Origin of the sequence: Pseudarthrobacter phenanthrenivorans (genome assembly GCF_036455295.1) — a bacterium.
Taxonomy (GTDB): domain Bacteria; phylum Actinomycetota; class Actinomycetes; order Actinomycetales; family Micrococcaceae; genus Arthrobacter; species Arthrobacter phenanthrenivorans_C.
Genome location: NZ_JAYXNX010000002.1, coordinates 347,893 through 369,943, shown reverse-complemented (window position 1 = coordinate 369,943; position 22,051 = coordinate 347,893). Strand labels below are relative to the sequence as shown.

At 62.7% G+C, this 22,051-nt stretch carries 21 protein-coding genes and 2 pseudogenes; 7 read left to right on the top strand and 16 right to left on the bottom strand.

All coding sequences use genetic code 11. The features are described 5' to 3' along the window. The first annotated feature begins 220 nt into the window (after nucleotides 1–220). Genes VXJ37_RS04105 through VXJ37_RS04095 form a run of 3 tightly spaced genes read left to right on the top strand, consistent with a single transcriptional unit; the run spans nucleotide 221 to nucleotide 3,695 of the window. On the top strand, nucleotides 221–1,702 hold the full coding sequence (locus VXJ37_RS04105) for an MFS transporter (protein WP_307310020.1): 1,482 nt from the start codon (nucleotides 221–223) through the stop codon (nucleotides 1,700–1,702). 44 nt (nucleotides 1,703–1,746) lie between these two features. Next, nucleotides 1,747–2,658 carry a dihydrodipicolinate synthase family protein gene (locus VXJ37_RS04100; RefSeq protein WP_331321776.1) on the top strand — a complete coding sequence of 304 codons (912 nt, stop codon included), beginning with the start codon at nucleotides 1,747–1,749 and terminating at the stop codon, nucleotides 2,656–2,658. A gap of 56 nt (nucleotides 2,659–2,714) precedes the next feature. After that, nucleotides 2,715–3,695 carry a C-terminal binding protein gene (locus VXJ37_RS04095; protein WP_331321775.1) on the top strand — a complete coding sequence of 327 codons (981 nt, stop codon included), beginning with the start codon at nucleotides 2,715–2,717 and terminating at the stop codon, nucleotides 3,693–3,695. 27 nt (nucleotides 3,696–3,722) lie between these two features. Here VXJ37_RS04095 and VXJ37_RS21175 read toward each other — a convergent pair. The 6 genes and pseudogenes from VXJ37_RS21175 to VXJ37_RS04070 form a co-directional block, all read right to left on the bottom strand. Continuing rightward, nucleotides 3,723–3,856, bottom strand: a pseudogene (locus tag VXJ37_RS21175) (sugar phosphate isomerase/epimerase); the annotation flags it as partial. 3 nt (nucleotides 3,857–3,859) lie between these two features. After that, complete coding sequence (locus tag VXJ37_RS04090) at nucleotides 3,860–5,155, bottom strand: Nramp family divalent metal transporter (protein WP_331321774.1); 1,296 nt, start codon at nucleotides 5,153–5,155, stop codon at nucleotides 3,860–3,862. 441 nt (nucleotides 5,156–5,596) lie between these two features. Next, nucleotides 5,597–6,178, bottom strand: coding sequence for a hypothetical protein (locus tag VXJ37_RS04085; protein ID WP_307310011.1), 582 nt, complete (start codon nucleotides 6,176–6,178; stop codon nucleotides 5,597–5,599). Between the two features lie 14 nt (nucleotides 6,179–6,192). Next, nucleotides 6,193–7,341: a zinc-dependent alcohol dehydrogenase gene (locus VXJ37_RS04080; RefSeq protein ID WP_331321773.1), complete on the bottom strand. Its 1,149-nt coding sequence runs from the start codon at nucleotides 7,339–7,341 to the stop codon at nucleotides 6,193–6,195. 60 nt (nucleotides 7,342–7,401) lie between these two features. After that, nucleotides 7,402–8,550 carry a glutathione-independent formaldehyde dehydrogenase gene (locus VXJ37_RS04075; protein WP_331321772.1) on the bottom strand — a complete coding sequence of 383 codons (1,149 nt, stop codon included), beginning with the start codon at nucleotides 8,548–8,550 and terminating at the stop codon, nucleotides 7,402–7,404. Nucleotides 8,551–9,091: 541 nt separating this feature from the next. Continuing rightward, a complete protein-coding gene (locus VXJ37_RS04070) occupies nucleotides 9,092–9,925 on the bottom strand; it encodes an SDR family NAD(P)-dependent oxidoreductase (protein WP_331321771.1) in 834 nt (277 codons plus the stop codon). A 378-nt stretch (nucleotides 9,926–10,303) separates the two neighbouring features. Here VXJ37_RS04070 and VXJ37_RS04065 point away from each other — a divergent pair, with 378 nt between their 5' ends. Then, nucleotides 10,304–10,882, top strand: a complete 579-nt coding sequence (locus tag VXJ37_RS04065) for a DoxX family protein (protein WP_331321770.1) — start codon at nucleotides 10,304–10,306, stop codon at nucleotides 10,880–10,882. A 795-nt stretch (nucleotides 10,883–11,677) separates the two neighbouring features. Then, nucleotides 11,678–11,947 (top strand): hypothetical protein, encoded by a 270-nt coding sequence (locus VXJ37_RS04060; RefSeq protein WP_331321769.1) that lies wholly within the window; start codon nucleotides 11,678–11,680, stop codon nucleotides 11,945–11,947. A gap of 422 nt (nucleotides 11,948–12,369) precedes the next feature. Here VXJ37_RS04060 and VXJ37_RS04055 read toward each other — a convergent pair whose 3' ends face one another. Next, nucleotides 12,370–13,314 (bottom strand): undecaprenyl-diphosphate phosphatase, encoded by a 945-nt coding sequence (locus tag VXJ37_RS04055; protein WP_331321768.1) that lies wholly within the window; start codon nucleotides 13,312–13,314, stop codon nucleotides 12,370–12,372. Between the two features lie 100 nt (nucleotides 13,315–13,414). Here VXJ37_RS04055 and VXJ37_RS04050 point away from each other — a divergent pair, with 100 nt between their 5' ends. Further along, nucleotides 13,415–13,678 (top strand): hypothetical protein, encoded by a 264-nt coding sequence (locus VXJ37_RS04050; protein ID WP_331321767.1) that lies wholly within the window; start codon nucleotides 13,415–13,417, stop codon nucleotides 13,676–13,678. 51 nt (nucleotides 13,679–13,729) lie between these two features. Here VXJ37_RS04050 and VXJ37_RS21115 read toward each other — a convergent pair whose 3' ends face one another. From VXJ37_RS21115 to VXJ37_RS04035, 4 genes are all read right to left on the bottom strand, one after another. Beyond that, entirely contained in the window at nucleotides 13,730–13,912 is a 183-nt protein-coding gene (locus VXJ37_RS21115) for an ABC transporter ATP-binding protein (protein ID WP_369605601.1), read from the bottom strand. Continuing rightward, the gene (locus VXJ37_RS04045; RefSeq protein ID WP_331321766.1) at nucleotides 13,891–14,256 is read right to left on the bottom strand and encodes an ATP-binding cassette domain-containing protein; all 366 of its coding nucleotides are present in this window, start codon (nucleotides 14,254–14,256) and stop codon (nucleotides 13,891–13,893) included. Before VXJ37_RS04045 ends, VXJ37_RS21115 begins: the two co-directional genes overlap by 22 nt. 407 nt (nucleotides 14,257–14,663) lie before the next feature. Then, on the bottom strand, nucleotides 14,664–16,295 hold the full coding sequence (locus VXJ37_RS04040) for a purple acid phosphatase family protein (RefSeq protein WP_331321765.1): 1,632 nt from the start codon (nucleotides 16,293–16,295) through the stop codon (nucleotides 14,664–14,666). Between the two features lie 808 nt (nucleotides 16,296–17,103). Then, complete coding sequence (locus tag VXJ37_RS04035) at nucleotides 17,104–17,421, bottom strand: sensor histidine kinase (protein ID WP_331321824.1); 318 nt, start codon at nucleotides 17,419–17,421, stop codon at nucleotides 17,104–17,106. Between VXJ37_RS04035 and VXJ37_RS04030 the strand changes: the two genes are divergently transcribed. Beyond that, on the top strand, nucleotides 17,356–17,595 hold the full coding sequence (locus tag VXJ37_RS04030) for a hypothetical protein (protein WP_331321764.1): 240 nt from the start codon (nucleotides 17,356–17,358) through the stop codon (nucleotides 17,593–17,595). The genes VXJ37_RS04035 and VXJ37_RS04030 overlap by 66 nt on opposite strands. Nucleotides 17,596–17,665: 70 nt before the next feature. Here the strand turns inward: VXJ37_RS04030 and VXJ37_RS04025 are convergent. The 5 genes and pseudogenes from VXJ37_RS04025 to VXJ37_RS04005 all read right to left on the bottom strand — a co-directional run. Then, nucleotides 17,666–17,725 (bottom strand): annotated as a pseudogene (locus tag VXJ37_RS04025) (hypothetical protein); the annotation flags it as partial. Nucleotides 17,726–17,742: 17 nt separating this feature from the next. After that, nucleotides 17,743–18,369 (bottom strand): PAS domain-containing protein, encoded by a 627-nt coding sequence (locus VXJ37_RS04020; RefSeq protein ID WP_331321763.1) that lies wholly within the window; start codon nucleotides 18,367–18,369, stop codon nucleotides 17,743–17,745. A 172-nt stretch (nucleotides 18,370–18,541) separates the two neighbouring features. After that, nucleotides 18,542–19,402: a DUF6454 family protein gene (locus tag VXJ37_RS04015; protein WP_331321762.1), complete on the bottom strand. Its 861-nt coding sequence runs from the start codon at nucleotides 19,400–19,402 to the stop codon at nucleotides 18,542–18,544. Continuing rightward, nucleotides 19,383–20,924, bottom strand: a complete 1,542-nt coding sequence (locus VXJ37_RS04010) for an inositol monophosphatase family protein (protein ID WP_331321761.1) — start codon at nucleotides 20,922–20,924, stop codon at nucleotides 19,383–19,385. The genes VXJ37_RS04015 and VXJ37_RS04010 overlap by 20 nt, the downstream gene beginning before the upstream one ends. Nucleotides 20,925–20,929: 5 nt before the next feature. Next, nucleotides 20,930–21,991, bottom strand: coding sequence for an ABC transporter ATP-binding protein (locus tag VXJ37_RS04005; protein WP_331321760.1), 1,062 nt, complete (start codon nucleotides 21,989–21,991; stop codon nucleotides 20,930–20,932). Between the last annotated feature and the right edge of the window lie 60 nt (nucleotides 21,992–22,051).

The following is a 22,051-nucleotide window of genomic DNA, read 5'->3' as shown; positions in this document are numbered from 1 at the left end:
CTTGGATAGCTCCTGCATCGCCTCTGTTACGGGTGTATACATCCATTTTCCGGTCCAGCGCTTGACGGTCCGGGGCGGTATCCCTAGACTCCTTTGTGTTCCCGATCACCCTACCGCAGCAACTGCTTGATCGCCACTTCGACCAACGTTCGAAATATCGAACACTCTAGAATCGCAAAGACGAGACCCACAAAGCAGTGGGCTTTCGAAAGGACCCCCAATGTCAGCAGTCCCCAACGCCGCTGCCCCCAGCGGCGGACGGATCGTCCTGCGCTCCGCCCAGGACGTCACAGACCTCATCAACAGCGGTGCCCTCCAGAAGGGCAAATCCTTCGCCATTACCCTCATCGCCCTGGGCGGCATCTTCCTGGACGCCTACGATTTCACCTCGGTGGCGTTCGGCCTGCCTTACATCTCCAAAGACTTCCATCTGACACCTGAGATGCTGGCCGTGGTGTCCGCCTCGATCATGGTGGGCGCCCTCGTCGGATCAGTCTTCGGCGGGTACTTTGTGGACAAGCTGGGCCGGTTCAAGGTGTTCATGGCGGACATGGTGTTCTTCGTTGTCGCAGCCATCGCCTGCGCCCTGGCCCCGGACGTCTGGACCCTTATTGTTGCCCGCTTCATTATGGGCGTGGGCATCGGCGTCGACTTCCCGGTCGCCTTCAGCTTCCTGGCCGAATATGCCTCACGGAAGACGAAGGGGGGCACCGTTTCCCTCTGGCAGCCCATGTGGTACGCCGCTGTCGCATCCACTTTCGCGCTGTTGATTCCCGTGTACTTCCTCTTCCAGGGGCTGCAATGGTCCGAAAACCAGATGTGGCGCATCGTTGTGGGTTTCGGTGCCGTCCCTGCCGTCCTGATCATGATCTTCCGCCAGAAGTACATGGCTGAGTCTCCCTCCTGGGCGGCACAAAACCTTGGTCTGCATGAAGCGGCCAAAATTCTAAAGCGGACCTACAACGTGGACGCGGAGGTGGCGGAGGACGCCGTCGACCCCCGTGCCGAGCGCAAGCAGTTCCAGATGACCCTGACCCAGGCCTGGGGCAAGCTCGTCGGCAAGAAGTACCGCGGCCGCACTGTCCTGTCCCTCGTCATCAATGCCGGCCAGTCGATGGAGTACTACGCTGTCGGCTTCTTCGTCGGGCAGATCGTGCTCGCCATGCTGCATACCCAGAACGTCATGACCAACATCGTTTCCTCGCTCATCCTCAACCTTTGCTTCGGTGTTACCGGCGGCTTCATCGGGGCCCGCCTTTCGGGCAAGATCGGCCCCCGCAAGCTGTCGCTGATCGGGTTCTGCGGCACCTTTACCTGCATGATCATCGCGGGCACCCTCAGCAATGTCGAAGGCGCCTGGTCCTTCGTGGGTGCCGTGGTCATCGGCCTCCTGATCTTCTGCCACGCAGCAGGTCCCGGAGCTCAGGGCATGACCATGGCCACCATGTCCTACCCCACCTCCCTGCGCGGAGCCGGCACCGGCTTTACCCAGATCGGCATCCGCCTCGGAGCGATTGCCGGGCTTGTGTTCTGGCCCCTGGCCACGGCAGCCTGGGGAACCCGGGCGCTGCTGGTACTCGCCGTTGTTCCCGCCATAGCCATCGTGGTGATCCTGATCAACAAGTGGGACCCACACGGCCGCGACATCGACGCCGAAGACTATGTGGACCAAACCGCCCCGGTTCTGGCCGGTGACCGCTGAACCCAGCGGCTGCCCCTTCTCTCCAACCTATTAAGGACAAACCTATGAGTGCCATCACTGGCGTAATGCCGGTAGCGCCCACCATTTTCGCCGATGACGAGGAGCTGGACCTGGACGGCCAGCGCCGCGTGCTGGACTACCTGGTGGACGGCAAGTCGGACGCCGTCTGCATCCTGGCCAACTACTCCGAGCAGTTCTCTTTGACTGACGAGGAACGCGAGCAGGTGCTCCGGACCACCATGGAGCACCTGGACGGACGGCTGCCGGTTTGCGTCACCACCAGCCACTTCAGCTCGCGGATCGCCCGGGAACGCAGCCTCCGTGCCCAGGAGCTGGGGGCGGAGATGGTCATGCTCATGCCGCCGTTCTTCGGGGCCACCATGAAAGTGGACGACGAGGCCGTGCTGGAGTACTTCAAGCGGGTGGCCGACGGCTTGGACGTGGACATCATGATCCAGGATGCACCGATGAGCACCACGCCCCTGTCCGTAGGCCTGCTCACCCGCATTGCCAAGGAGGTGCCGAACGTGAACTACGCCAAGATCGAAATGCCCCAGGCGGCCGAGAAACTCCGTGCCCTAGGCACCTGCGCCGGATCGTCCCTGCCCGGACTATTCGACGGCGAAGAGGCCATCACCCTCATTCCCGATCTCGAAGCCGGTGCGCGGGGCACCATGAGCAGCTGCATGGTGCCCGACCAATTGGGCCAGATCGTTCGCGACTTCCACGCCGGGGAGCGGGACAAAGCCATCACCGCCTGGGAAAACCTTCTTCCATTCATCCACTTCGAAAACCGGCAGTGCGGGCTGCGGGCAACCAAGGTACTGATGAAGGAAGGGAACATCATTGCCAGCGACAGGACACGGCAGCCGGTGGGGGAGCTGCAGCCCGACACGCGTGCACAGCTCGTGGAGATGGCCAAGCGCAAGGACCCGTTGATCCTCCGCTGGGCCTGAAAATCACATGATCCTGGGAAGAAAGAAAGAAAGAAAGAAAGAAAGGAAGGACGGACATGCCACGCATACTGATCACTGACTACGAATTCGAATCGATCAGCCAAGAGCAGGCGGTCGCTGACGCCAATGGCGTGGAGCTGGTGCGGGCCGACTGCAGGACCGAGGATGACGTCCTGAAGGCTGCGGCCGATGCGGACGGGCTCATCGTTCAGTACGCACCCATCACAGAACGCGTCATCACGGGCCTGCCCAGGCTGAAAGCCGTCAGCCGGTACGGGGTGGGTGTGGACACGGTTGACGTTCAGGCCGCAACGGAACGCGGTGTCGTTGTCTCCAACGTGCCCGATTACGGCGTGGAAGACGTCAGCGATCACGCCATTGCCCTTGCCCTGACATTGGCCCGCGGCATTCCGGACCTGGACAGGGGAGTCCGGTCCGGACAGAACCTGCTCGACTCGGTCAAACCGCTGCGCCGTTTCTCCTCACAGACATTCGGCGTGATCGGACTCGGCCTGATCGGCGCGGCCACGGCGGCCAAGGCCAAGGCGCTCGGCTTCCGCGCCCTGGGCTACGATCCCCTCCACACCCCGGGGACCACCACTAAAGAAGGCATCCAGGTGGTTGGCTTCGACGAGCTGCTGGCCCAGTCCGACGTCGTATCCCTGCACGTGCCGTTGAACAAGCACACCCATCACTTGATCAACCCCCGCACCCTGGAACAGTTCAAGGCGGGGGCCACCATCGTGAACACCTGCCGCGGCGGGGTGATCGACACCGAGGCTCTGGTTGATGCCCTGAAGAACGGCAGGGTCCGGGCAGCAGGGCTGGACGTCTTCGAAGAAGAACCCCTTCCCCTCAACAGTGGTTTGCTCGACCTTGACCGCGTGGTGCTTACACCGCATACCGCGTGGTACACGGAGGAATCCAGCGACGAACTGAAACGGCGGACCGCGGAGAACGTAGTGGACGCCTGCCTGGGCCGGCGGCCCCGCAATATCGTCAACCCCGAGGTCCTCGACCTGGGCCAGGACAAGTAGGAAAGTCTAGCCCTTGCTATCGAAGGCGGCGTCGAAGGAGGCTTTCCATGGGACATCGCCCCGCGCGGCAGAGACGACGTCCCAGCCGCGGCGCGGGTCGCCCCAGGGCAGCTGGAGCCCATGACGGTGTTCCCGCACCGTCCGTCAATTCGGGACGGCGTGGGTTATCCGCCCTTGTTTGTGAGTGTGGTGTAAATGCCGACGGCGCCGGCGGCGGTCATGATCGCCGCGCTGCTCCAGCCTATTGTGGAAGCGAGTTTGCCGTTGGTGTAGCGGCCCATGATTTTTCGGTCTCCGGAGATGAGCATGGTGACGATCAGGAAGGGTGCGGCAGCGATTCCATTGACTACGGCGCTGAGGACCAGCAGGCCGATCGGGTTGCCGACGAATGTAGCGATCATGACTCCGCCAACTACGCCGACGCCTAGGAGGATGTAGAAGAACCGCGCCGTGCGGGGGTTCCGGTCAAAGCCCCACCTGGTTCCCATCAGCCCGGCCAACCCCACCGAAGCGGACCCCGCCAAAACAGGGATACCAAGAAAACCAGAGCCGATGAACCCGATCGAGAAGAGCATTTTTGCGGCCGGTCCTGCAACCGGTTCAAGAGCCTTGGCAGCATCTGCCGCAGTCTTGATCTCGGTCCCGTTCTTGCCGAGGGTAGCGGCGGTCGCTGCGATAATCGCGAACATAACCAGCACGGAGAAGAACATGCCGATAAACACGTCGGCCCGGGCATGCCGAAGTTTCCGGCCTGCGGCGTCGCCGTCCCGGTCCGGTAATGCCACCGCATGCTTGCCGCCCAGGTCCTCGGCGCGCATCTCCTCAACCCGGTGGGCCGACTGCCAAAAGAACAGGTACGGCGAAATCGACGTGCCGAGAACCGCGACGATCAGGCCCAAGTAGTCCCAGTCCCACCGGAACTGCAGCCCGAGCAGACCAGCAGATACGTCCTTCCAGTCGACACTTGCGACGAAGAGTACCCCGACGTAGGCCAGCAGGACCAGGCACAGCCATTTGAACACTTTCGCAATCACGCTGAAAGAACCCGTCATCAGGGTCGCGACGATGGCTATGCCGGAGACAGCGCTCCACACATGGTTCGGACCGGCGCCCAGCAATTCCATGCCCTGACCGACCGCCATCAGGTCTGCAGCGATGTTAAGCGTGTTGGCCACGAGTAAAGCCACCATCAGGACGCCGATGATGATTTTGGGTTTACGGGAGAATTTCCGACGGATCAAGGCGCCGAGGCTTTCACCTGTCGCCAGAGCGGTACGGTCGCTGATTTCCTGCACTGCGATCATCATCGGCAGTGTCAACGGTGCGGCCCACAACATCCCGTTGCCGAAACTCGCACCGGCCTGGGCATAGGTCGCGATCCCTGACGGATCATCATCGGCTGCCCCGGTAATCAGGCCGGGCCCCAGTAAACCCATGAGACGGCGGAGCCGTCCGTCCACCGCCGTCCCGCGCCCCCGGCCGCTCTTGGCGGCAGTACCTTCTTGGCCCGTGCCGACTGTCTCCGAATCGGTCATCTGCTTTCCTCCGATTCCCACCCGCCGCCATTCGTGGGTTCCACGATCAGTTCCGTTCATGGGCCAGAGGCACGAGCATGTTATCGAGGGGCAGAAACTCGTTGAGGCCCGTTGCTTGTGGCTCGGGCTCGGCTCGACTTTCCCAGTAAAAGCGCCGCTGCTTGAAGTGTCCCGCCATTCCTGAGACCTGAACCGATGCCCCGAGTCGCAGCCCCTTTTTATGCGGGCAGGTCTGCACGGCAACACCCGGCACAGGAACTCCAGCCGCGGCGCCCATTTTGCCTGGGCCACCGCGGCAGGAATCGCGGCGCACCTTGGTTGCTGTTACAGCCGGCATTCCTCCTACGTGGCGGAACGGTAGTCAGGTTATGTGCGCTCCTTTCGCAAGGTCTTGTAGGCCGCTGTGAGCCCGATGGCGGCCATCACCCAGGGGCCGGCCACGATGATGGGGTCGATCCACTGGTGGTTTACGTCTGCGCGGTTTTGCCCGAAGCGTGAGCGGAAGCCGCCCCGGCGGAACTCGCTGACTACCCCGGTTTCGGTGATGGGGTTGTCGGGGTGCGAGGTGGCGAGGGATTTCAGGTGGTGTTCCCAGGCATCCACGCGGTCAGCGCCGATGAGTAACAGCCAGTGCGCGGCCCGGCCCTCGCTGTACTTGTAGGCGTACCTCCGGATGGCTCCGGAGAGCCCGGCCGGAGGGGTGGAGGTTCCGAAGACAGGGGGGAGGAAGGCGTGCTCGACGGAGCGTTCCCGGGGCCATTTCTCCGGTTGGCGCTCGGGAAAGTCCCAGCGCGCGCCTGTCTCGATCCCGGGTTGCTCCCGTGGGTAGGAGGGCCGGTCGGCCGGATCGAGGTCGGCGCCCCATCCCGGGATCTGCGCCCGCAGGTCTTCCGCGGACTTCCGGGGTGTGCGTTTGTCGGCAATATAAGGTGTGGCTATCTCGGTCATGATGCGCGCTCCCTTCAGGACTGGCCGGCAACAACGAGCGGCTTGATGATGTTGTCCAGCTTGGCGGAGAACATGTGGTAGCCCTCCGCGATGTGCTCCAGCGGGATACGGTGCGTGACCAGTTCGCTGGGTTTCAGGTACCCGTTTTGGATGTGCTCGAACAGGCGCGGCCACTGCCGTTTGACCGGGCATTGGTTCATCCGCAGCGTGAGGCCCTTGTTCATGGCGTCACCGAACTTCACGGCGCTGAAGATGGGCCCGTACGCGCCCACGACGGACACCGTGCCGCCCTTGCGTACCGAGTCGATGGCCCAGTTCAGCGCGACGGGGGAGCCGCCCTGCAATTTGAGTTTCGACGCGGTGACGTGCTGGAGGAAGTTGCCGTCCGCTTCGGCTCCCACGGCGTCAATGACGACGTCGGCACCCAGGTAGTCGGTTTCTTTTTTCAGATGCACCACGATGTCGTCGTACTCGGCAAAGTTGAACGTCTCGGCCTGGGCGAAGCTGCGGGCCTTCTCCAGCCGGTACTCCAGGTGGTCGACCACGATCACCCGCCCAGCCCCCATCAGCCAGGAGGACTTGGCCGCGAACAGGCCTACCGGGCCTGCGCCGAACACAACCACGGTATCGCCTTCGGCAATGTCCCCGAGCTGGGCACCGAAATAGCCCGTGGGGCAGGCGTCGGTGAGCAGCACCGCGTCCTCCTCATCCATCCAGTCCGGGATCCTGCTTGGCCCCACGTCAGCAAACGGGACCCGCACGAACTCCGCCTGGCCGCCGTCGTACCCTCCGCAGGTGTGGGAGTAGCCGTAGATGCCGCCCACCGCCGTCGCATTGGGGTTGACGTTATGGCAGTCGGAGTAGAGGCCCCGGGCGCAAAAGTAGCAGGAGCCGCAATAGACGTTGAAAGGCACCATCACCCGGTCACCCACCGCCACGTTCTGTACGGAGGAGCCCACCTCGTGAACGGTCCCCACGAACTCGTGCCCGAACGTCATCCCCACCCGCGTATCCGGCATCATGCCGTGATAAAGGTGCAGGTCGGACCCGCAAATGGCACCCCTGCTGACCCGCACGATCGCGTCATTGGGGTGTTCGATTTTTGGAATGTCCTTTTCTTCGACCCGTACCTTGTACGGGCCGCGGTAAACCATTGCGCGCATTAGTGCCACATCCCGGGAATTTTTCGTTTCGACATCGAACGTTTCCTCTCTGTGCCTCGCTCAGGCGCCGGCCGGGTGGAGGACGACCTTTGTCCAGCCGTCTTCACGGCTGTCGAAGTTCTTATAGCCCTCAGCAGCCTGGTCCAGCGGCAGTTCGTGGCTGACGATGAAGGACGGGCTGGCCTTGCCGCCGGCGATGAGGTCGCGCAAGGCCCGGTTGTACTTCTTGACAGGGCACTGGCCTGAGCCCATCGTCTGTCCTTTGAACCAATAGTTTCCGTAGTCGAAGGCCACCTGGCCCTGCTGCTCAAGTTTGTCCGGCCCGCCGGGGTCCTGGGGCAGGAACACCCCGACCACGCCCAGGCCGCCGACGAAGCGCACGGAGTCCACGAGCCGGTTCAGGGTCATGTTGGGGTGTTCGGTTCCGCCGGGATCGTGCGCCTGGTAGCCCACGCATTCACAGCCCCGGTCTGCGCCGAAGCCCATGGTCTGGTCCTTCACGAACTCGACAGGGTCCACTTCGGCATCATTGACAGGGATGGCGCCGATCTCTTCGGCCAGCTTCAGGCGGTCGTTTTGGCGGTCCACCACCATGACTTTGCCGGCGCCTTTGATGATGGCTGAGTAGGCGGCCATGATTCCTACCGGTCCGGCACCGTAGATGACAACGGAGTCTCCCGGGTATACCCCGGCCATCTCTGTGGCGTGCCAGCCCGTGGGGAAGATGTCCGCGAGCATGACATAGTCGAGTTCTTTCTCGGCCGCGTCCTCGCCAAGGCGCAGGCAGTTGAAGTCCCCGTATGGCACGCGCAGGTATTCCGCCTGTCCGCCTTGGTAGGGCCCCATGTCTGCGAAGCCGTAGGCGGCGCCTGCGAGCTTTGGTTCGGGCTGCATGGTCAGGCAGTAGTTGGTGAAGCCGCGTTCGCAGTTTTTGCAGAATCCGCAGGCAATGTTGAACGGCAGCACCACGCGGTCCCCGACTTTGACCTTGCTCACGGCAGGGCCGGTCTCCACCACCTCCCCAAGGTTTTCGTGTCCGAATGAACGGCCGGTTTCAAAGCTGGTTCGCCCTTCGTACATGTGAAGGTCGGAGCCGCAGATGTTTGCTGAGGTGATGCGCACCAGCACGTCGGCGGGGTGCTCAATTTCGGCGTCGGGGATGTCCTCGACGCTGACGTCGTTCGGTCCTTTGTAAACTACTGCCTTCATTGTTCGCTCTCTTCCTGGGTCCCCGCTGCCGCGCACAAGCGCGCTCAAGGCGCGCGCCATCCTGGTACGCGTGCGTCAGTCACGAGGGAGTGGGATATGTAGAGGACCTCTGGGTCCACCCAAATGGCCGGGAGGTCTAAGGAGTTAAGGTGGAAGGCTGCTTCGGAGAACCGGCTGGCCGACCCCTTCACGAAATGGTAGATACCGGTCCTTAATACTAAGTACCCTTATTAAGGAAGTCGAGAGCTACCCGGCCGTAACATTGCAGCAGGGGGCAGCAGGGGTCTGCTTGCACTCTCACCGTGACCCGCAATTGCGCCGAGAGGACCGGGAACCGGTCCGAAGAAGATGGCTGCCGCCCAGGTATTAGAGCCCCTCCGGCACGAGCCGCCCACTCTCAAGCACCACTGCAAAGGCCACGGTCGAGCATGAAGATTCGTCAATCCGTCTTAGCTGCAAAGACCGTCCGACTGCCGGACCCGTAACGCGGACGACGAAGATTCCGTCAGCGAATCACGGGGAGCGGCGTCGAACCAACTATTCAGTCCGGAGACTGGCTAACCCAGCCCGCGTGCTCGAGCGCTGCCGCGGCGGCCCGGTCAGGCGTAAGGGTGCTGTCCCAGCGCGCCGCATCCAGGCGCATGCCCGTGACATTTGCCGAGGACTCTGAGGCCAGCCAGAGCAGCGGCTCGACCATTACCTCGGGCCGGAGCAATTGGCTGCGCAATGCTTCGGATACACCGTCGGGGATCATGCCCGTATCGGTGGCACCCCCAGGCAGCAGGCCGTTGACAGTGATGCCCGATCCGGCCAGGTCCTGTGCCCAGATTACGGTTTCGGATTCGAGCGCGGCTTTGGATGGGCCGTAGGGCGAAAAGCCGGCGCGGCGCATGGTCTGATGGTTCATGGTGATGTTGATAATGCGGCCCCATTGCTGATGCAACATCTGCGGCACGGCCGCCTTCGCCATCAGGAACGGACCGTTGACGTTGGTGTCGATAATAGTCCGCCAGGTGTCACTGTCGACTTCCCAGAACCGCGTAGGTTCGGTCAGGAAGGTCGGGCTGACGTACTTCATACCGCGCCCGGCGTTGTTGACCAGGACGTGAAGACCACCGAAGGTAGCGAGTGCTTCATCGACCAAGCGCCGGCAATCGGCTTCCTGGGTTACGTCCGCTTGCACGGCCAGCACGCGGCGAACTCCGAGCATCACGTTGATCTCATCGGCGACCCTGTCGATCTCGTGCCCCTCGCGCGCGGCCGAGATGACGACGCTGGCGCCGGCGCGGACCAGGCCGAGCGTCATTGCATGCCCGAGTCCGCGTCCGCCGCCAGTAACGATGGCGACCTTGCCCGCTAACGATGCCGTGTTCATCCTGCCTCCCTGTATTTACTGTCGCGCTTGGGGTGCGGGCTACATCGTACATCCCGGGTGTGATGCGCCTCGGCGCCGCGTGTCCCCAAAATGAAGCACTCGGCGAGCACATGGTCTACGTGGCGAACATTGACTCCCGCGTCGGTCATGAGCACTGTTCCGGGGACATGGAGGGATCCGCTTGCCATGGCGTGCGGATTCAGCATGCCGCAGAGGGACCATAAGCGGGGTGACGCCGTTGCCGTGGCCGCGTTGCCCTTGCAGTCTCTCCAGGAGCAGCAAGGGCTCATGAGGACGACGTCGCCGACGATCCGAAAGGGCTGTCCTAAAATGGCCCGAAGGCTTGATCCAGCATCATTGATCGGAAGGGTCATTACCGTGAGTCATGAAAATGTAACGCCGGCAGCCACTACCGCGGCCCGTACCCTGTTCCGTGCCGCGCTTGGCGGTGTCCTCGTCGCACATGGGTCGCAGAAACTCTTCGGATGGTTCGGCGGCGGCGGTATTGAGGAGACCAGCAAGGGCATGGATGCCATGGGCTTCCACCCTGCAAAGACCAGTGCCATGTTGGCCGGTCTCGGTGAAGCGGGTGCCGGACTGGCGCTTGCTCTGGGCTTCGCCACGCCGGCGGCCGGAGCAGCCGCAGCCACGACGATGGGGGTCGCTGCCAGCGTGCACGCGCCTAACGGCTTCTTCGCGATGGACGGAGGCCTGGAATATCCGGCCGTGCTCGGGCTCGCGGCCACGTCTTTCGCGATCGGGGGACCAGGGCGGGTTTCGCTCGATGCCGTCACCGGTCATGTTTTGGACAGGCCCTGGATGCGGGCCGTCGCCGTCACCACCATACCGGTGGCTATCGGTATCCAGATCTACCGCCGGCGCCAGGCGCTTGCCGCAAACCCGACGCCTGCATCGAACACCGCCGCGGTGGACGACGAATCGCCTCTAACGGCCTGACTCGACGTCGGACTGCCCGGACCGCCATCGCATGGGCGTTGCCCGCAACCTGGCCACTACCGTTCGAGGACAGTGGAGCTGAGCGGAAAGGAAGTGTGGACAATGTCCACACTATTGGTCTCGGATTGCCTTGTAGAGCCTTCGAACTTCCCCGGATTCTGCATGTTTTCCGGAGTTCCCTTTGTTTGCAAGGCCTGGAATGCAGGTCGAGTCCCACCTCGGGCACGACGTATTCCTTCGTCAGGGGCGATTTTGCTTTGACGTGTTGACAAAGCTTGCGTTCGCGTCGTCTGACGGGTTGGGTCGCGGGCTGTGGACTGGCCGCCGCGGTGACCTATTCAGGTGTGTGCGTGGCGGGTTCAGGATCCTTGGCTGGGGGCCCTCGGCCCGCTGCAGGTGGGTTCCTGCGTTACCTCCCGTCGATTCTGTCGGTATGCCCGGGTTGGCCTGCACCTATTCATGGGCAGGGGGAGTCGGGACGACATGACCTCCATGATTTCAATGTACAGCCTTTCTGGCGCCGGATCTCAGCGATGCGGGAGAGTGTTGTGGCCATCATTTGTCCAGCCAAAGGGCGTGTGGACATTGTCCACACTTACGCGGCCATGGAATTCGTCGTTGGACTGGAACGTCGTGCACCTCGCATGGCTCCGTCTCTCCGCATCCGGCTACGAGGAAGTATCCGTAAGGCCGATCCGGCAGCATCGTTTCTCGAGATCACGGGACCGTCCCGCAATCGCAGCGCAGCATCACCCTGGTTACCTTCCAGTAACCTTTGGGTGCAACGCTGGAAGCATGGATAGTTCACAGGTCATCGATTCCCGCCATGCACTCATTCGCTCCAACAACGAGCTCACTTCCGGGGAAACCGTTGAGGCCTACTACAAGGGCAGTCTTGTCCACCGGGGAGAGGTATCGGACATCGCTCCCAACCAGGAGCTGTTCTGGATGATGGACGTGCTCACCGGGCACCGGAAGCTCGTGGACATAGCGGAACTTGACGTCGTCCGCGGGAAAGCCCCGGCCCCTCGTGATTCCAGGAGTTACTTCACCCTGCCCAGGTAGCAACTCGACCCACCCAAACCGACAATGGAGATTCCGTCACCGAACGATGGGCTGTGCCTTGGGCATCCAGGACGGGGCCCGGGCCATGACGGCAACTCCGGCCTTGGCCACGAAGCCCGGTCCTCCCTTGTTAGATCGGCTTTTACCTCGGATTTGTGCCACCCATAACGGTGCCGCACCTTCGTGGTCGCCACCCGCCGTCCGCGGCACCTCACGGGAACAGTTGCAGGTTCTCGTCCTCAATAATCGAGCCTGACAGCCGCGGAGGGTGGAACCGGTATGCTCAGCGACGCTTGGGCGAAATGCTCGTATTAGCTCTGATCGCGGTGGTGGTTTGTTAAGCCAGCGGGGTCGACACGTCTCTGGCGTCCAGCGGGGCGAAGGAGGAGAGAACGGGCCTGGTGACTCGGTGGGTCGGGGACTCAGCCTGTGATGAGCATCGCGCAGAAGTACACGACGCCGCCGACTACACAGTAAATGGCGAACGGCATCAACGTTCGGGTTTCGAAAAACCGCAACAGGAACTTCGTGGCGAACCAAGCGGCGACGGCGGCACACAACGCGCCCATGATGAAAGCGCCACGCTCATCCACTATGGCAGGGCCGAACAGCTCCGGGAGTTTCAGGACCGCTGCCGCGCCGATAACGGGGGTCGCCAGCAAAAAACTGAACCGGGCAGCGCTTTCGTTGCTGAGCCCACACAGCAGGCCGCCCACCATCGACGCGCCCGACCGTGAGATGCCCGGCAACAGGGCCGCTGCCTGTGCCGCACCAATCCCCAGCGCCTGCCGCCAGGAAAGGGCCGTGGAGATTTCAGCGTCGGAGGCCCAGTCATCGGCGTGGAAACCCTTGGTCCCGGCCGCGTCCGCCGGGACCTCCCGAACAGTCCCGGCGGACGCGGACAACTGCGCCCCGACTGCGGTCCGCTGCCGCCGTCGGAGGCGCTCGGCAGTGAACAGCACCAGTCCGTTGACAATCAGGAAGACTGCTGCGATCAGAGGCGTGGAGAACAAGGCCCGGATGGGCTTTTCCAACATCAGGCCCAGGATGCCAGCGGGGATAGTTCCCACCACAAGCAGCACGCCGAGTTTGGCATAAGCGTCAGAGGCGTCGATCTTCCGGTCCCGGATGACCCTCCCCAGGCCCTTGAAGACCTGTATCCAGTCTTTAAAGAAAAAGAAGAACAGGACAATTGCCGTGGCCAGGTGTGTGGCAATAAGAAATGCCAGGAATGAGGGCTCGGACTGATCCAGATTCCACCCGAAAAGCTTTGGAAGAATCACGCTGTGACCCAGGCTGGAAATGGGGAAAAGCTCGGTTATACCTTGGAGAGCGCCAAGCACTGCTGCCTGAATCAGACTAATCATGACGGGAGCCTAGGGGGTCAAGGTGAATGGCCGGAAAACGCCGGCTTAGAATCGTGGGCCGTGCCAGCGGCACAGCCCACGATTCTGCAAGGCGATCCCCATGAGCTCCCCGGGCGATGGAGTCATCGGAAAAGCCCACGCCGTCAACGGTTCCCGGATGCGGCGGAATATGTGGAACGGTTCGCAGAGCGTTTGGAACCCATCCGTGTCGCCCTCGTTCTCCCATGACGCCCGGCTCAGCGCCGGGACGTACTCGGCAACGTCCAAAGCAGGCCTCCGAGGCAAGTTTTCACAGCTGGCGCATCCCTGCAGCAGCGGAGTCACTGCATTCCACTGGCTCGCCGATGTCGTGAACGTAGCTTGAGAGCTTGCGCTAGCATCGCACTGATCGGCCTTGCCGCGCTCGGGCACGGGATCACCGGCAACAGCTGGCATCGTCGGTGGGATCTGAGGTACTTCCGGCACCGGCTGGTAGCAGGAGTCCGGAGACTTGGAAGTTTGGGGTGGCTTGGATCAATGAGCGTGTGTAAATGTGCTGAGGCTTCGCGAACACGTCCTCTACGTGCCCAAATTCGACTATCTGGCCGCGTTCGAGCACGGCGACCTGCTGTGCGATGTTGCGTCGAATGAGTTCCTCCACGGTGCGGCGGGGTTCAGGGATTCGTAGGGGTTTTGAAAGATGTATGGGGCGCGCCTGCGCTGTTCCTTGCTTCGTTTGAAGCTGCTGGGGGCCAGTGGTTCGCCGTCGAGGCTCAGTGACCCGCTGAAATCATGATGCAGCCCGGCGATGCATCGGCTCAGTGTGGTCTTGCCGGGGCCTGATTCACCGAGCAGGGCCACGGAGTCACCGGCGTAGACGTCGAGGTTGATGCCTTCAAGTACGGTGTTGGTGCCATAGCCTGCTTTGAGTCCGCGGATGTGGATGACGGGTTTCTCATCCACTGCCCGGGTGCCGCGGGCAGTTTCGGGCCGCGAAGGGATCGCCGGGAACGGGAGGTTTGCTTTGTGGCGGCGAACGGTACGGCGGGGGCCGACGTCGGTACTGCCTGGCGGCGCAGCCCTGCAGGAGTCGTCCGCAAGGAGGGATCGCGGGGCGAATGCGCATCCTTGTGGTCGTGCCAGGGGTGAGGGGGCGTGGCCGGGGAATCAGGGCACCAATGTAGTGCTTATTTACGGAGGCCGTCGACGAGGTGCCCTGCACTCAACGTATTGGCTCCGGAGACGGTCATCACCGGCGCGGGACCGGGGTTGCCCTGGCTCTCACGTAACGGACACGAGAGAGGCCGGGCGCCCGTGAGGGCTACCCGGCCTGGGCCGGCGAGTGTTTTATTCTGTCGGCGCCGGAGAAGTCATGACCTGCTCTTGTTCTTGTCCTCCGCTCCGGCTTCTTGTGGTGAATCCGTGCGGGACCGCTGGAGCGTGAAGGTTTCGAAGGAAGCGAGCTGGCCCTGGGGGCCGGTGACGTTGTAGTAGGTCACTTCAATTTTTGTTGTTCCTCCGGGTTCGGTGCCGGGGTCAACGCTGAAGGATGCGAAGCCGTAGGAGTTGGCGGCGTCGCGCTGTGCTGACCAGGGGGCGTCTTCCTGGACGTAGACCGGAGGCCGCTTATGGGTGGTGGGGTCTGGCTCACCCACCGCGGTGATGACCCGGCAAACGGGAGGGTTGGTAAACAGCTGGTTCGAGGTTACGGAAGTTCCTCCGCCTCCGAGGACCATGTGGACGGTGCCTTTGGTGGTGTCGATGACGTCCTTGCGGGTGTCCGCGGGGATGGGGGTCAGTGTTGCGTTCTTCTGCTGGCCGCGGATCGGGTGGGAGCGTTCGTAGTGGTGCTCGTGGCCGCACACGACGAGGTCGACTCCGTACTTGTCGAAGAGGGGCACCCACTCCTGCCGGATGCCGAGGTCGGCGCCGTTGAAGGATCCAGCGGTGCTGATGACGACCTGGTGCATGCAGATCACCACCCAGTCGATGCTCTTGTCCGATCGTGCCGCGCTGAGCTCCTTCTCCAGCCAGGCCTTCTGTGCGCCCTGCGAGTAGCCCCGGACGTAGCTGTTGCCTCCGTCCTGATAGCAGACATCGTCGTTGGCCAGGCTGATGATCCGGACCGAACCCGCCGTGAATGAGTACCAGAGTCCGCGGGTGGCATCTGTTTGCCCGGGCTGCGGGGGAACGGAGAAGTACGTCTGGTAGGCGGCGTATCCGATCGGCCCGTTGCCGAGTTCGTTTTCGTGGTTCCCGGCTGCGGGCATCCACGGCCGGTGGCGGGCGCTGCGCGAGTTGTTGTCCCAGAAGTCTGTCCAGGTCCGGACGCGGTTCTCGGAGAGGTTGGCGTAGCAGAGGTCACCGTTGAAGAGGTGGAAGAGTGGCTGGACGCGCTCAACCCCGGCCGGCATGTCGCCGGCCGCCGGGGAGCCCAGGTTGTCGTTGACCCATTGCTGTCCACCATTGGCAATGGTGGCCTTCTTTCCAAGGGTGGGGGTGCCTTGGTCGCCGAAGCTGGTGAAGGTGATCTTTCCGCGACCGCGGGGACCTGTCTTGAAGGAGCCGAACTCCGCCTGTGCGCCTTCGTGGATCGCGGCGTAGACGTAGTCGTGGGACGGGGCGAGCCCGGTCAGTTTGGCGTGGTACGCGTAGACCTTTTGCCCGGACTTGGCGTCAACGTAGCTGGTTTCAACGGCCTCCTCGGTCCGGCCGTAGCTTCCATCGGTTTCACCGAGCATTGCCCGCGCGTTCTTGACCGGCTGCAGGGTGTGCCATGAGACGACAACTTCGCTGGAAGCGTCGGCACCGAACTGCAGATGCAGCCCGTTCACTACCGGGGTGGTCAGCGGATCGCCCGCCGAGGAAGGCAGCTTTGCCCTGTCATCGGCCGAAGCCGGTGCTGCCGATGCCCAGGCGGCTGTTACGCCCGCTACTGCCGCGGTGCCGAAAAAGCCGCGGCGTGAGAACCCGGAGCTAAAAATTTCTTTGTCGTCAGTCATGGAGCCAGCTTCACCTTCAGGCGGGACGAGCCGATGAAGTTTGGTGAAGCGGTGGACCGATGGGAGCTGAACGATTGATTAACTGGCTCTACTCGACACAGTGTGCACAACACATCGATTAAATAGCGATAGCTCGGTCTTATCAGGTCTTTGGAACCTCTGCCAAGATTCCTGCAGTAATTGTATTGTTATGGGTACTGTTCCGTACGCCGGGTTGGCATTTCGAACTTCAAGGCGCCGCCGAATCCATGTGGCATCTGTCGGGAATTACTACGGAGCTACGGACTGGATACTAGGGTTCTGGTTGACGCTGAAGGAAGGGTGGGCACCGTCGGCATCGAAGATCTCTTGCCCTACCCATGGCTTCGCGCCACCGAAACGGAGTGGGTGAGCGGACCGCCCGTCGCCGCGAATCGCAAACCCTGAATCCCGCCCGCCACTGCTCAAAGCAAACCTGGCGCAGGATTGATTTCCGTACCATCGTCCTGGTCGGATCCGCGACTGTCCTACGCGAGCGCTACCCGGCAGATCGCCGGGTAGCGCTCTTTGCTGGTGCCTAGGTGCCCACTCAAGGGCCGGGTGTTAGTGCGCGGGCGCTCCGTTTCGTCGCCTTGGATCTTGCCAGATGGTTGATCGCTGCCTCCGGGGCGCCTCAACTTTCAGGCTTCTCACTCCAGCGCTGGTAATGAAGACTCTGAAAGGCCGGATCAGTCCGTGAGGTGGGGGTAAGAGGAAATTAGCGCCTGCTGGCATTTGGGTGTGGCAGCTCGGTAAGCCGTTCCAGTCGGGCTTGTTGGGGTGGCAGTCGCTAGGTGGCCGCCTTTGATTGAACTTCCGCTTCGACTGCCGGCAGGGCCAGCGCTGCCGTGGTGCCCTGTCCCGGCGTGCTGGAAAGTGTGATGTTGCCGGGGTGGTTTTCGATGATTGACCGGGTGATGGCAAGGCCCAGACCGGCGCCGGGAATCGTGGAGGAGTGGGCGTTCTCGGCACGGAAGAATCGGGTGAAGGCCTGGTTCAGTTCTTCCTCGCTCATGCCGACTCCGGTGTCGGTGACCTCGCAGTGAAGTTCGTGCCCGGTGGTGCTGACCTTGGCGGTGACCGTGCCGCCGCGAGGGGTGTATTTGATGGCGTTGGAGATGAGGTTGTCGACGGCCTGGCCGAGGCGGTCCGGATCGAAGGAACCGGTGGCGCCCCCGTGGGGGAGCAGCTCCAGAGTGATGCCGCTGGCGGCCGCTTTGGGCTGCGCGGCCTCGACGCTGACGGATCACTTCGGCGAGGTCTGCGTGCTTTGGCTCGATAATCAAAGAGTCTGAAGCGATGGTGAGGAGGTCACCCACCAGGTGCAGGAGCCGTTCGGCGTTGCGTTTGGCGACGGTGAGGTAGAACTCCATCTCGGTGTCTATGCCCTCTTCGTCCAGGGCAAGGTCCAGGTAGCCCAGGATTGAGGTCAGCGGACTCCGGAGCTCATGGGAGACGCTGGAGACGAACGGTCCTTCGTAGAGAGCGCCTCGACCAGTTCAGTGACGTCCGTGAATGCGAGAACCCCTCCGCGGTGTCCGCCCCGGGAGTCCCGGACTAGCCGGGAGGTCGCGGAGTAGGCCCGCTGTGCTGTTCCTTTGCCGGACCAGATCAGCTCATCGGTGAAGGTTTCGCCTCTTGCCGCGCGGGACGCTGGAGGCCGGTCCGCTGGAAGGGGATGCTTACGGTCAGCCCCAAAGACCGGAAGCTCCTTGTGCTCCTCCGGAGTGGGCGTTCCGGTAATGGTCTTCCCCAGATGGCTGCTGAGGTGGTGGTTCATCAGGGAAATTCGGCCCTGGGCGTCGAGGGCGCAGACTCCAACGCTGACGGTATCCAGGACGGTCTGGAGAAGCCGCTCCCGCTCCTCGCTGGCGGCCAGCAGGTCCCGGGCCTCGCGGCTTTGCGCCTCCAGCTGATGCCGCTGCAGAGAAAGGGCATTGGCAATCCCGGCGGTCGAGACAGCCACCGCTCCGAGGATGACGGGCAGGACGGGGCGGCTGCCAGTATGAAGGGCGCGCACATAAACCTGCACAACGTCTTCCACAGTGGTGCTCATGGGCCCAGCCTAATCCTCCCGGTCCCTGTGCACGCTTGAAAGCACCGCGTTTGACGAGGATGCCGATTGTCTCGCCTGCGGCTCCCCGGGTCGGCGTCCCTGTTGGGGGCAAGCGATCGGAGGTGACGAGTCCGTGTGCGGTGCGATCTCGGCTCCAACGTCAGCGCTTCTGTTACGTAATGCGGTAGCTGAGGATTCGGGTTCCCCCGGTGTCGTGGCCGTCGTCTGGCGCCGTGTGGAGGAGTAGCCCGGATTCATCGGCAGTTATCGTCATCGGGTTGCGGGTGATGACGTGCCCGGCGGGGCTGAACACGTTAATGGGGATGTCCCTTTTGATCTTGTGCTGGTAAGGCTCCACGAGGGCCAGTCCGCCGAGCTCAAAGTCCGTTCCGTCGTTTTGCGGCAGAAGGGAGATCCCGCTGCAAAGCAAAAGCCCAGGTTGCAGGAACTGGGCGTCCTGGTAGTCAACGAAGTGGCCAGGGTTCTCCCACTTGTCCACGAAGCGGCCGCCTGTGTCCCATGTGTAGAGATGCCGGGAACCCCAGCTTCCACCGAAGACGAGGTCCGCAGTTGGGTCGCGGAGTACCCACCCGATATGGTCATCGACGCGGAAGCGCTCGCGCACCTCATAGGTATCCGGATCGATCGTGTAGATGATGCTCGAGCCTCCGGCCCGGTACTCCGCTGTCGAGACCCATACGTGTTCGCCGTCGAAGTCGATGCCCCCAGGATGGTAAAGGGTGTCCTCGCCGAGGGCCAGGTCATGGATCATGTCGCCCCCGGTTCCTACCACAAAGACGTGCCCTTTCCCTTGGCCGCGGCTGCGCAGCGCGGGATCGGCCGATGGACGTGGCGCCTGGAGAATCTCCACGGACGACAGGAACGTCAGTTCGTTGACGAATGCCATGCCTTGTGGGTGGTGCGTCGGAAAGCCAAGGTGGATCTCTCCGACCAGTTCGAATTTGCTTCCCCGGTCTAGATTGAAGATTGCCTCGACGTCGAGGCTCGCATCCTCAGCTGCGGGCGCTGTCATGTGCTTGCCTCCAGAGTCCGTATAGCTCGGAGGAGTATTCCGGACGCGCCGCCAACACCCCGCCTTGCTCGGGGAATGTGTCCGTTTCGCCGGCAGCATTCAGGACGACGCCCCCGGCCTCTTGAACGATCAGCGTGGCCGCTAGGTGATCGACCGGGCTGAAGCTGCCGATAATGGCTCCGGCACCGCGCCCTGCGGCGACGCCCACTACCGTCATGGTTGCTGATCCCATGATCCGCATGATGCTGTGCCGTTCACCGAGCTGGGCGAGGAGGTCCAGCATTCCGGGCCACGGCAAGTGCCCGGCGAGTTCGGTCGCCACGACGGTTCCTGCCAGCGACGCGGGGGCCAGGGTGTCGTGGGAAGCGAGCGATAGCGGTTGACCATTCAGGCGGGCGCCCCAGCCGGCCACGGCTTCAAAGATCTCACTGCGCCATGGATCTGCGACGACGGCCACCTTGGGTTTGCGGTCCACTGCCAAGGCAAGCGAAAACGCCGTCCAGGGGAGGTGGTTGACGTAGTTCGTGGTTCCGTCGACAGGATCGAGGTACCAGCATGGTGCCCCGGGCACCGCGGTCCCGCCCATTTCCTCTCCCACCACGGTGTGTCCGGGGAGGCGGGCGCCGATAACTTCGCGGACATGTCGCTCGATGGCGACATCGACTTCCGTGACCAGATCGCCGGGGTTGGCCTTGGTGGAGACCTGACCGCGATCGGCGTCGTGCATGTACCTGACGGCCCATTCGGCAAGTTCCAGGGCTACTTTTCGAGACTCAAGAAGCTCGTCTCCGCCCAGGCGCCCGGGAGCCAGGGCCGAGGCCCATGCTTCGGGGTCTTCGGCGATCGCGCTTTGCAACAGATCCAACCGGTTGCTCGTGATCGAATCCACGCCAAGTGCCAATGCCCAACGCATGGATTCCACGTCGTCTACGGTCCAGCAGGCAACTTTGGCGCCTGTGGCTTGGATCTGTTTCACGATGTCCTTGTTGAGAACCACGTACTCGGAATTGACGTACTCGGGGTTCAGTTCCGTAAGCAGCTCTTTGGGTGGGACGCTCCTCTTGTTCCACGGGAGCCAGATGCTGGCTGCGGGGTCAAGGGCACGGACCGTCCGCATTCCGTCGAGGTTCCCGCACCAGGCCACGTTCGCGCCGCTTTCACGTACGACGGCGGCCGCGGCCTCTGCCGGGCCAGCTTCGTCCATGTCAATGAGCAGCGTTGACCGGCTGCCGCGGAACAGTTCGATGGCTTCGGAAAGCAACGGGATCCGTTCCTCGCCGGCGCCCAGTTGTTTGATGCGGTCATAGTCGACGTCTGAAGCGTCGGCGTCCAGACCCCAAATCCTGAGCAGCGAGGCGTCGTGGAGCAGGATCACCTGCCCGTCCTTTGTCACCCGGACGTCCACCTCCACGAGGTCTGCACCCGCGTCGATGGCAGAGGCGATGGCAGGCAGCGTGTTCTCCAGGTGTTTGCTGGAATCGCCCCGATGTGCCGTTGCGCGGGTCTTTTTGGTGTCGATCATGTTGGTCAAAGTGCCGCACCGGCCTCTGCTACCAGGCGTCCATCCCGGAACGTCATGGCCTTGCGGATCCCCGCATATTTCTGCTGGCCGGGCTGAACGAGTTCACCGCTGACAAAGCTCCGTAGCTGGGTATCTGCCCTGCGGACATACACTTCCTGGAAATGTCCCCGCGGTACGACCCTCTCGACAGTGGCCGGGACTGCACCGGCGAATGGCGAGTCTGCAAGGATGACGTCCTCGGGCCGGATCCCGAGAATGCCGGATCCCGCGCCGATGAGTCCATCGATGAGCGAGCCTTCCACGCGGTTCATGCTGCCGATGAAGGTGGCCACGAACTCGGTCTCCGGGCGTGCGTAGAGCGCTTCCGGGGTGCTGTATTGCTCGATCCGGCCGGCGTTCATGACGGCGATTCGGTCGGACATGGACATCGCCTCTTCCTGGTCATGGGTGACGATGACCGTGGTGATGCCCAGTTCCTGCTGGATCTTGCGGATGTCTTCGCGGACTTTGACCCGCAGTTTCGCGTCCAGGTTGCTCAGCGGCTCGTCGAGGAGCAGGAGTTTCGGCTCCTGGACCAGGGCCCTCGCCAACGCCACGCGCTGCTGCTCGCCACCGGAAATCCGGGCGGGCTTGGAATCCTTGTGGTGCAAAAGGCTGACCAGCTCAAGGACTGCCTCCACCCTGTCCTTGATCTCGGTCTTGGAGACTTTACGGAGCTTCAGCGGGAAACCGACGTTCTTGGCCACGGTCATGTGGGGCCATAGGGCGTAGTTCTGGAACACCATGGCGCTGGGGCGATTCTCCGCGCCAAGGTGTGACACCTCTTGGCCTTCCACCTCGATGGAGCCCGAGTCCGGTTGCAGGAAGCCGGCGATCATTCGGAGCGTCGTTGTCTTGCCGCACCCGGAAGGGCCCAGCAGGGACACCAGTTCGCCCTCGTTTACCGAGAGGTCGAGGTTGTCGATGATGGTGCGGCCGCCGAGGATTTTGTGGAGGCCTCGGATGTTCAGGCCGCAGCCCGAGGCCGCAATTGCGTTGTTTGTTGTGGCGGCGGAGGGTTCAGTCACTGGTTCATGAAGTGTCATGGGGTCTCTGTCTGACGTTGGGCGCGGGCGTGCTGCGGGGTT

What these genes read in the sequence shown, in the direction of transcription:
- VXJ37_RS04105 (WP_307310020.1), top strand. Translation starts at nt 221, where the DNA reads ATGTCAGCAGTCCCCAACGCCGCTGCCCCCAGCGGCGGACGGATCGTC.
- VXJ37_RS04100 (WP_331321776.1), top strand. Translation starts at nt 1,747, where the DNA reads ATGAGTGCCATCACTGGCGTAATGCCGGTAGCGCCCACCATTTTCGCC.
- VXJ37_RS04095 (WP_331321775.1), top strand. Translation starts at nt 2,715, where the DNA reads ATGCCACGCATACTGATCACTGACTACGAATTCGAATCGATCAGCCAA.
- VXJ37_RS04085 (WP_307310011.1), bottom strand. Translation starts at nt 6,178, where the DNA reads ATGACCGAGATAGCCACACCTTATATTGCCGACAAACGCACACCCCGG.
- VXJ37_RS04080 (WP_331321773.1), bottom strand. Translation starts at nt 7,341, where the DNA reads ATGCGCGCAATGGTTTACCGCGGCCCGTACAAGGTACGGGTCGAAGAA.
- VXJ37_RS04075 (WP_331321772.1), bottom strand. Translation starts at nt 8,550, where the DNA reads ATGAAGGCAGTAGTTTACAAAGGACCGAACGACGTCAGCGTCGAGGAC.
- VXJ37_RS04070 (WP_331321771.1), bottom strand. Translation starts at nt 9,925, where the DNA reads ATGAACACGGCATCGTTAGCGGGCAAGGTCGCCATCGTTACTGGCGGC.
- VXJ37_RS04060 (WP_331321769.1), top strand. Translation starts at nt 11,678, where the DNA reads ATGGATAGTTCACAGGTCATCGATTCCCGCCATGCACTCATTCGCTCC.
- VXJ37_RS04055 (WP_331321768.1), bottom strand. Translation starts at nt 13,314, where the DNA reads ATGATTAGTCTGATTCAGGCAGCAGTGCTTGGCGCTCTCCAAGGTATA.
- VXJ37_RS04050 (WP_331321767.1), top strand. Translation starts at nt 13,415, where the DNA reads ATGAGCTCCCCGGGCGATGGAGTCATCGGAAAAGCCCACGCCGTCAAC.
- VXJ37_RS04040 (WP_331321765.1), bottom strand. Translation starts at nt 16,295, where the DNA reads ATGACTGACGACAAAGAAATTTTTAGCTCCGGGTTCTCACGCCGCGGC.
- VXJ37_RS04020 (WP_331321763.1), bottom strand. Translation starts at nt 18,369, where the DNA reads ATGAGCACCACTGTGGAAGACGTTGTGCAGGTTTATGTGCGCGCCCTT.
- VXJ37_RS04015 (WP_331321762.1), bottom strand. Translation starts at nt 19,402, where the DNA reads ATGACAGCGCCCGCAGCTGAGGATGCGAGCCTCGACGTCGAGGCAATC.
- VXJ37_RS04010 (WP_331321761.1), bottom strand. Translation starts at nt 20,924, where the DNA reads ATGATCGACACCAAAAAGACCCGCGCAACGGCACATCGGGGCGATTCC.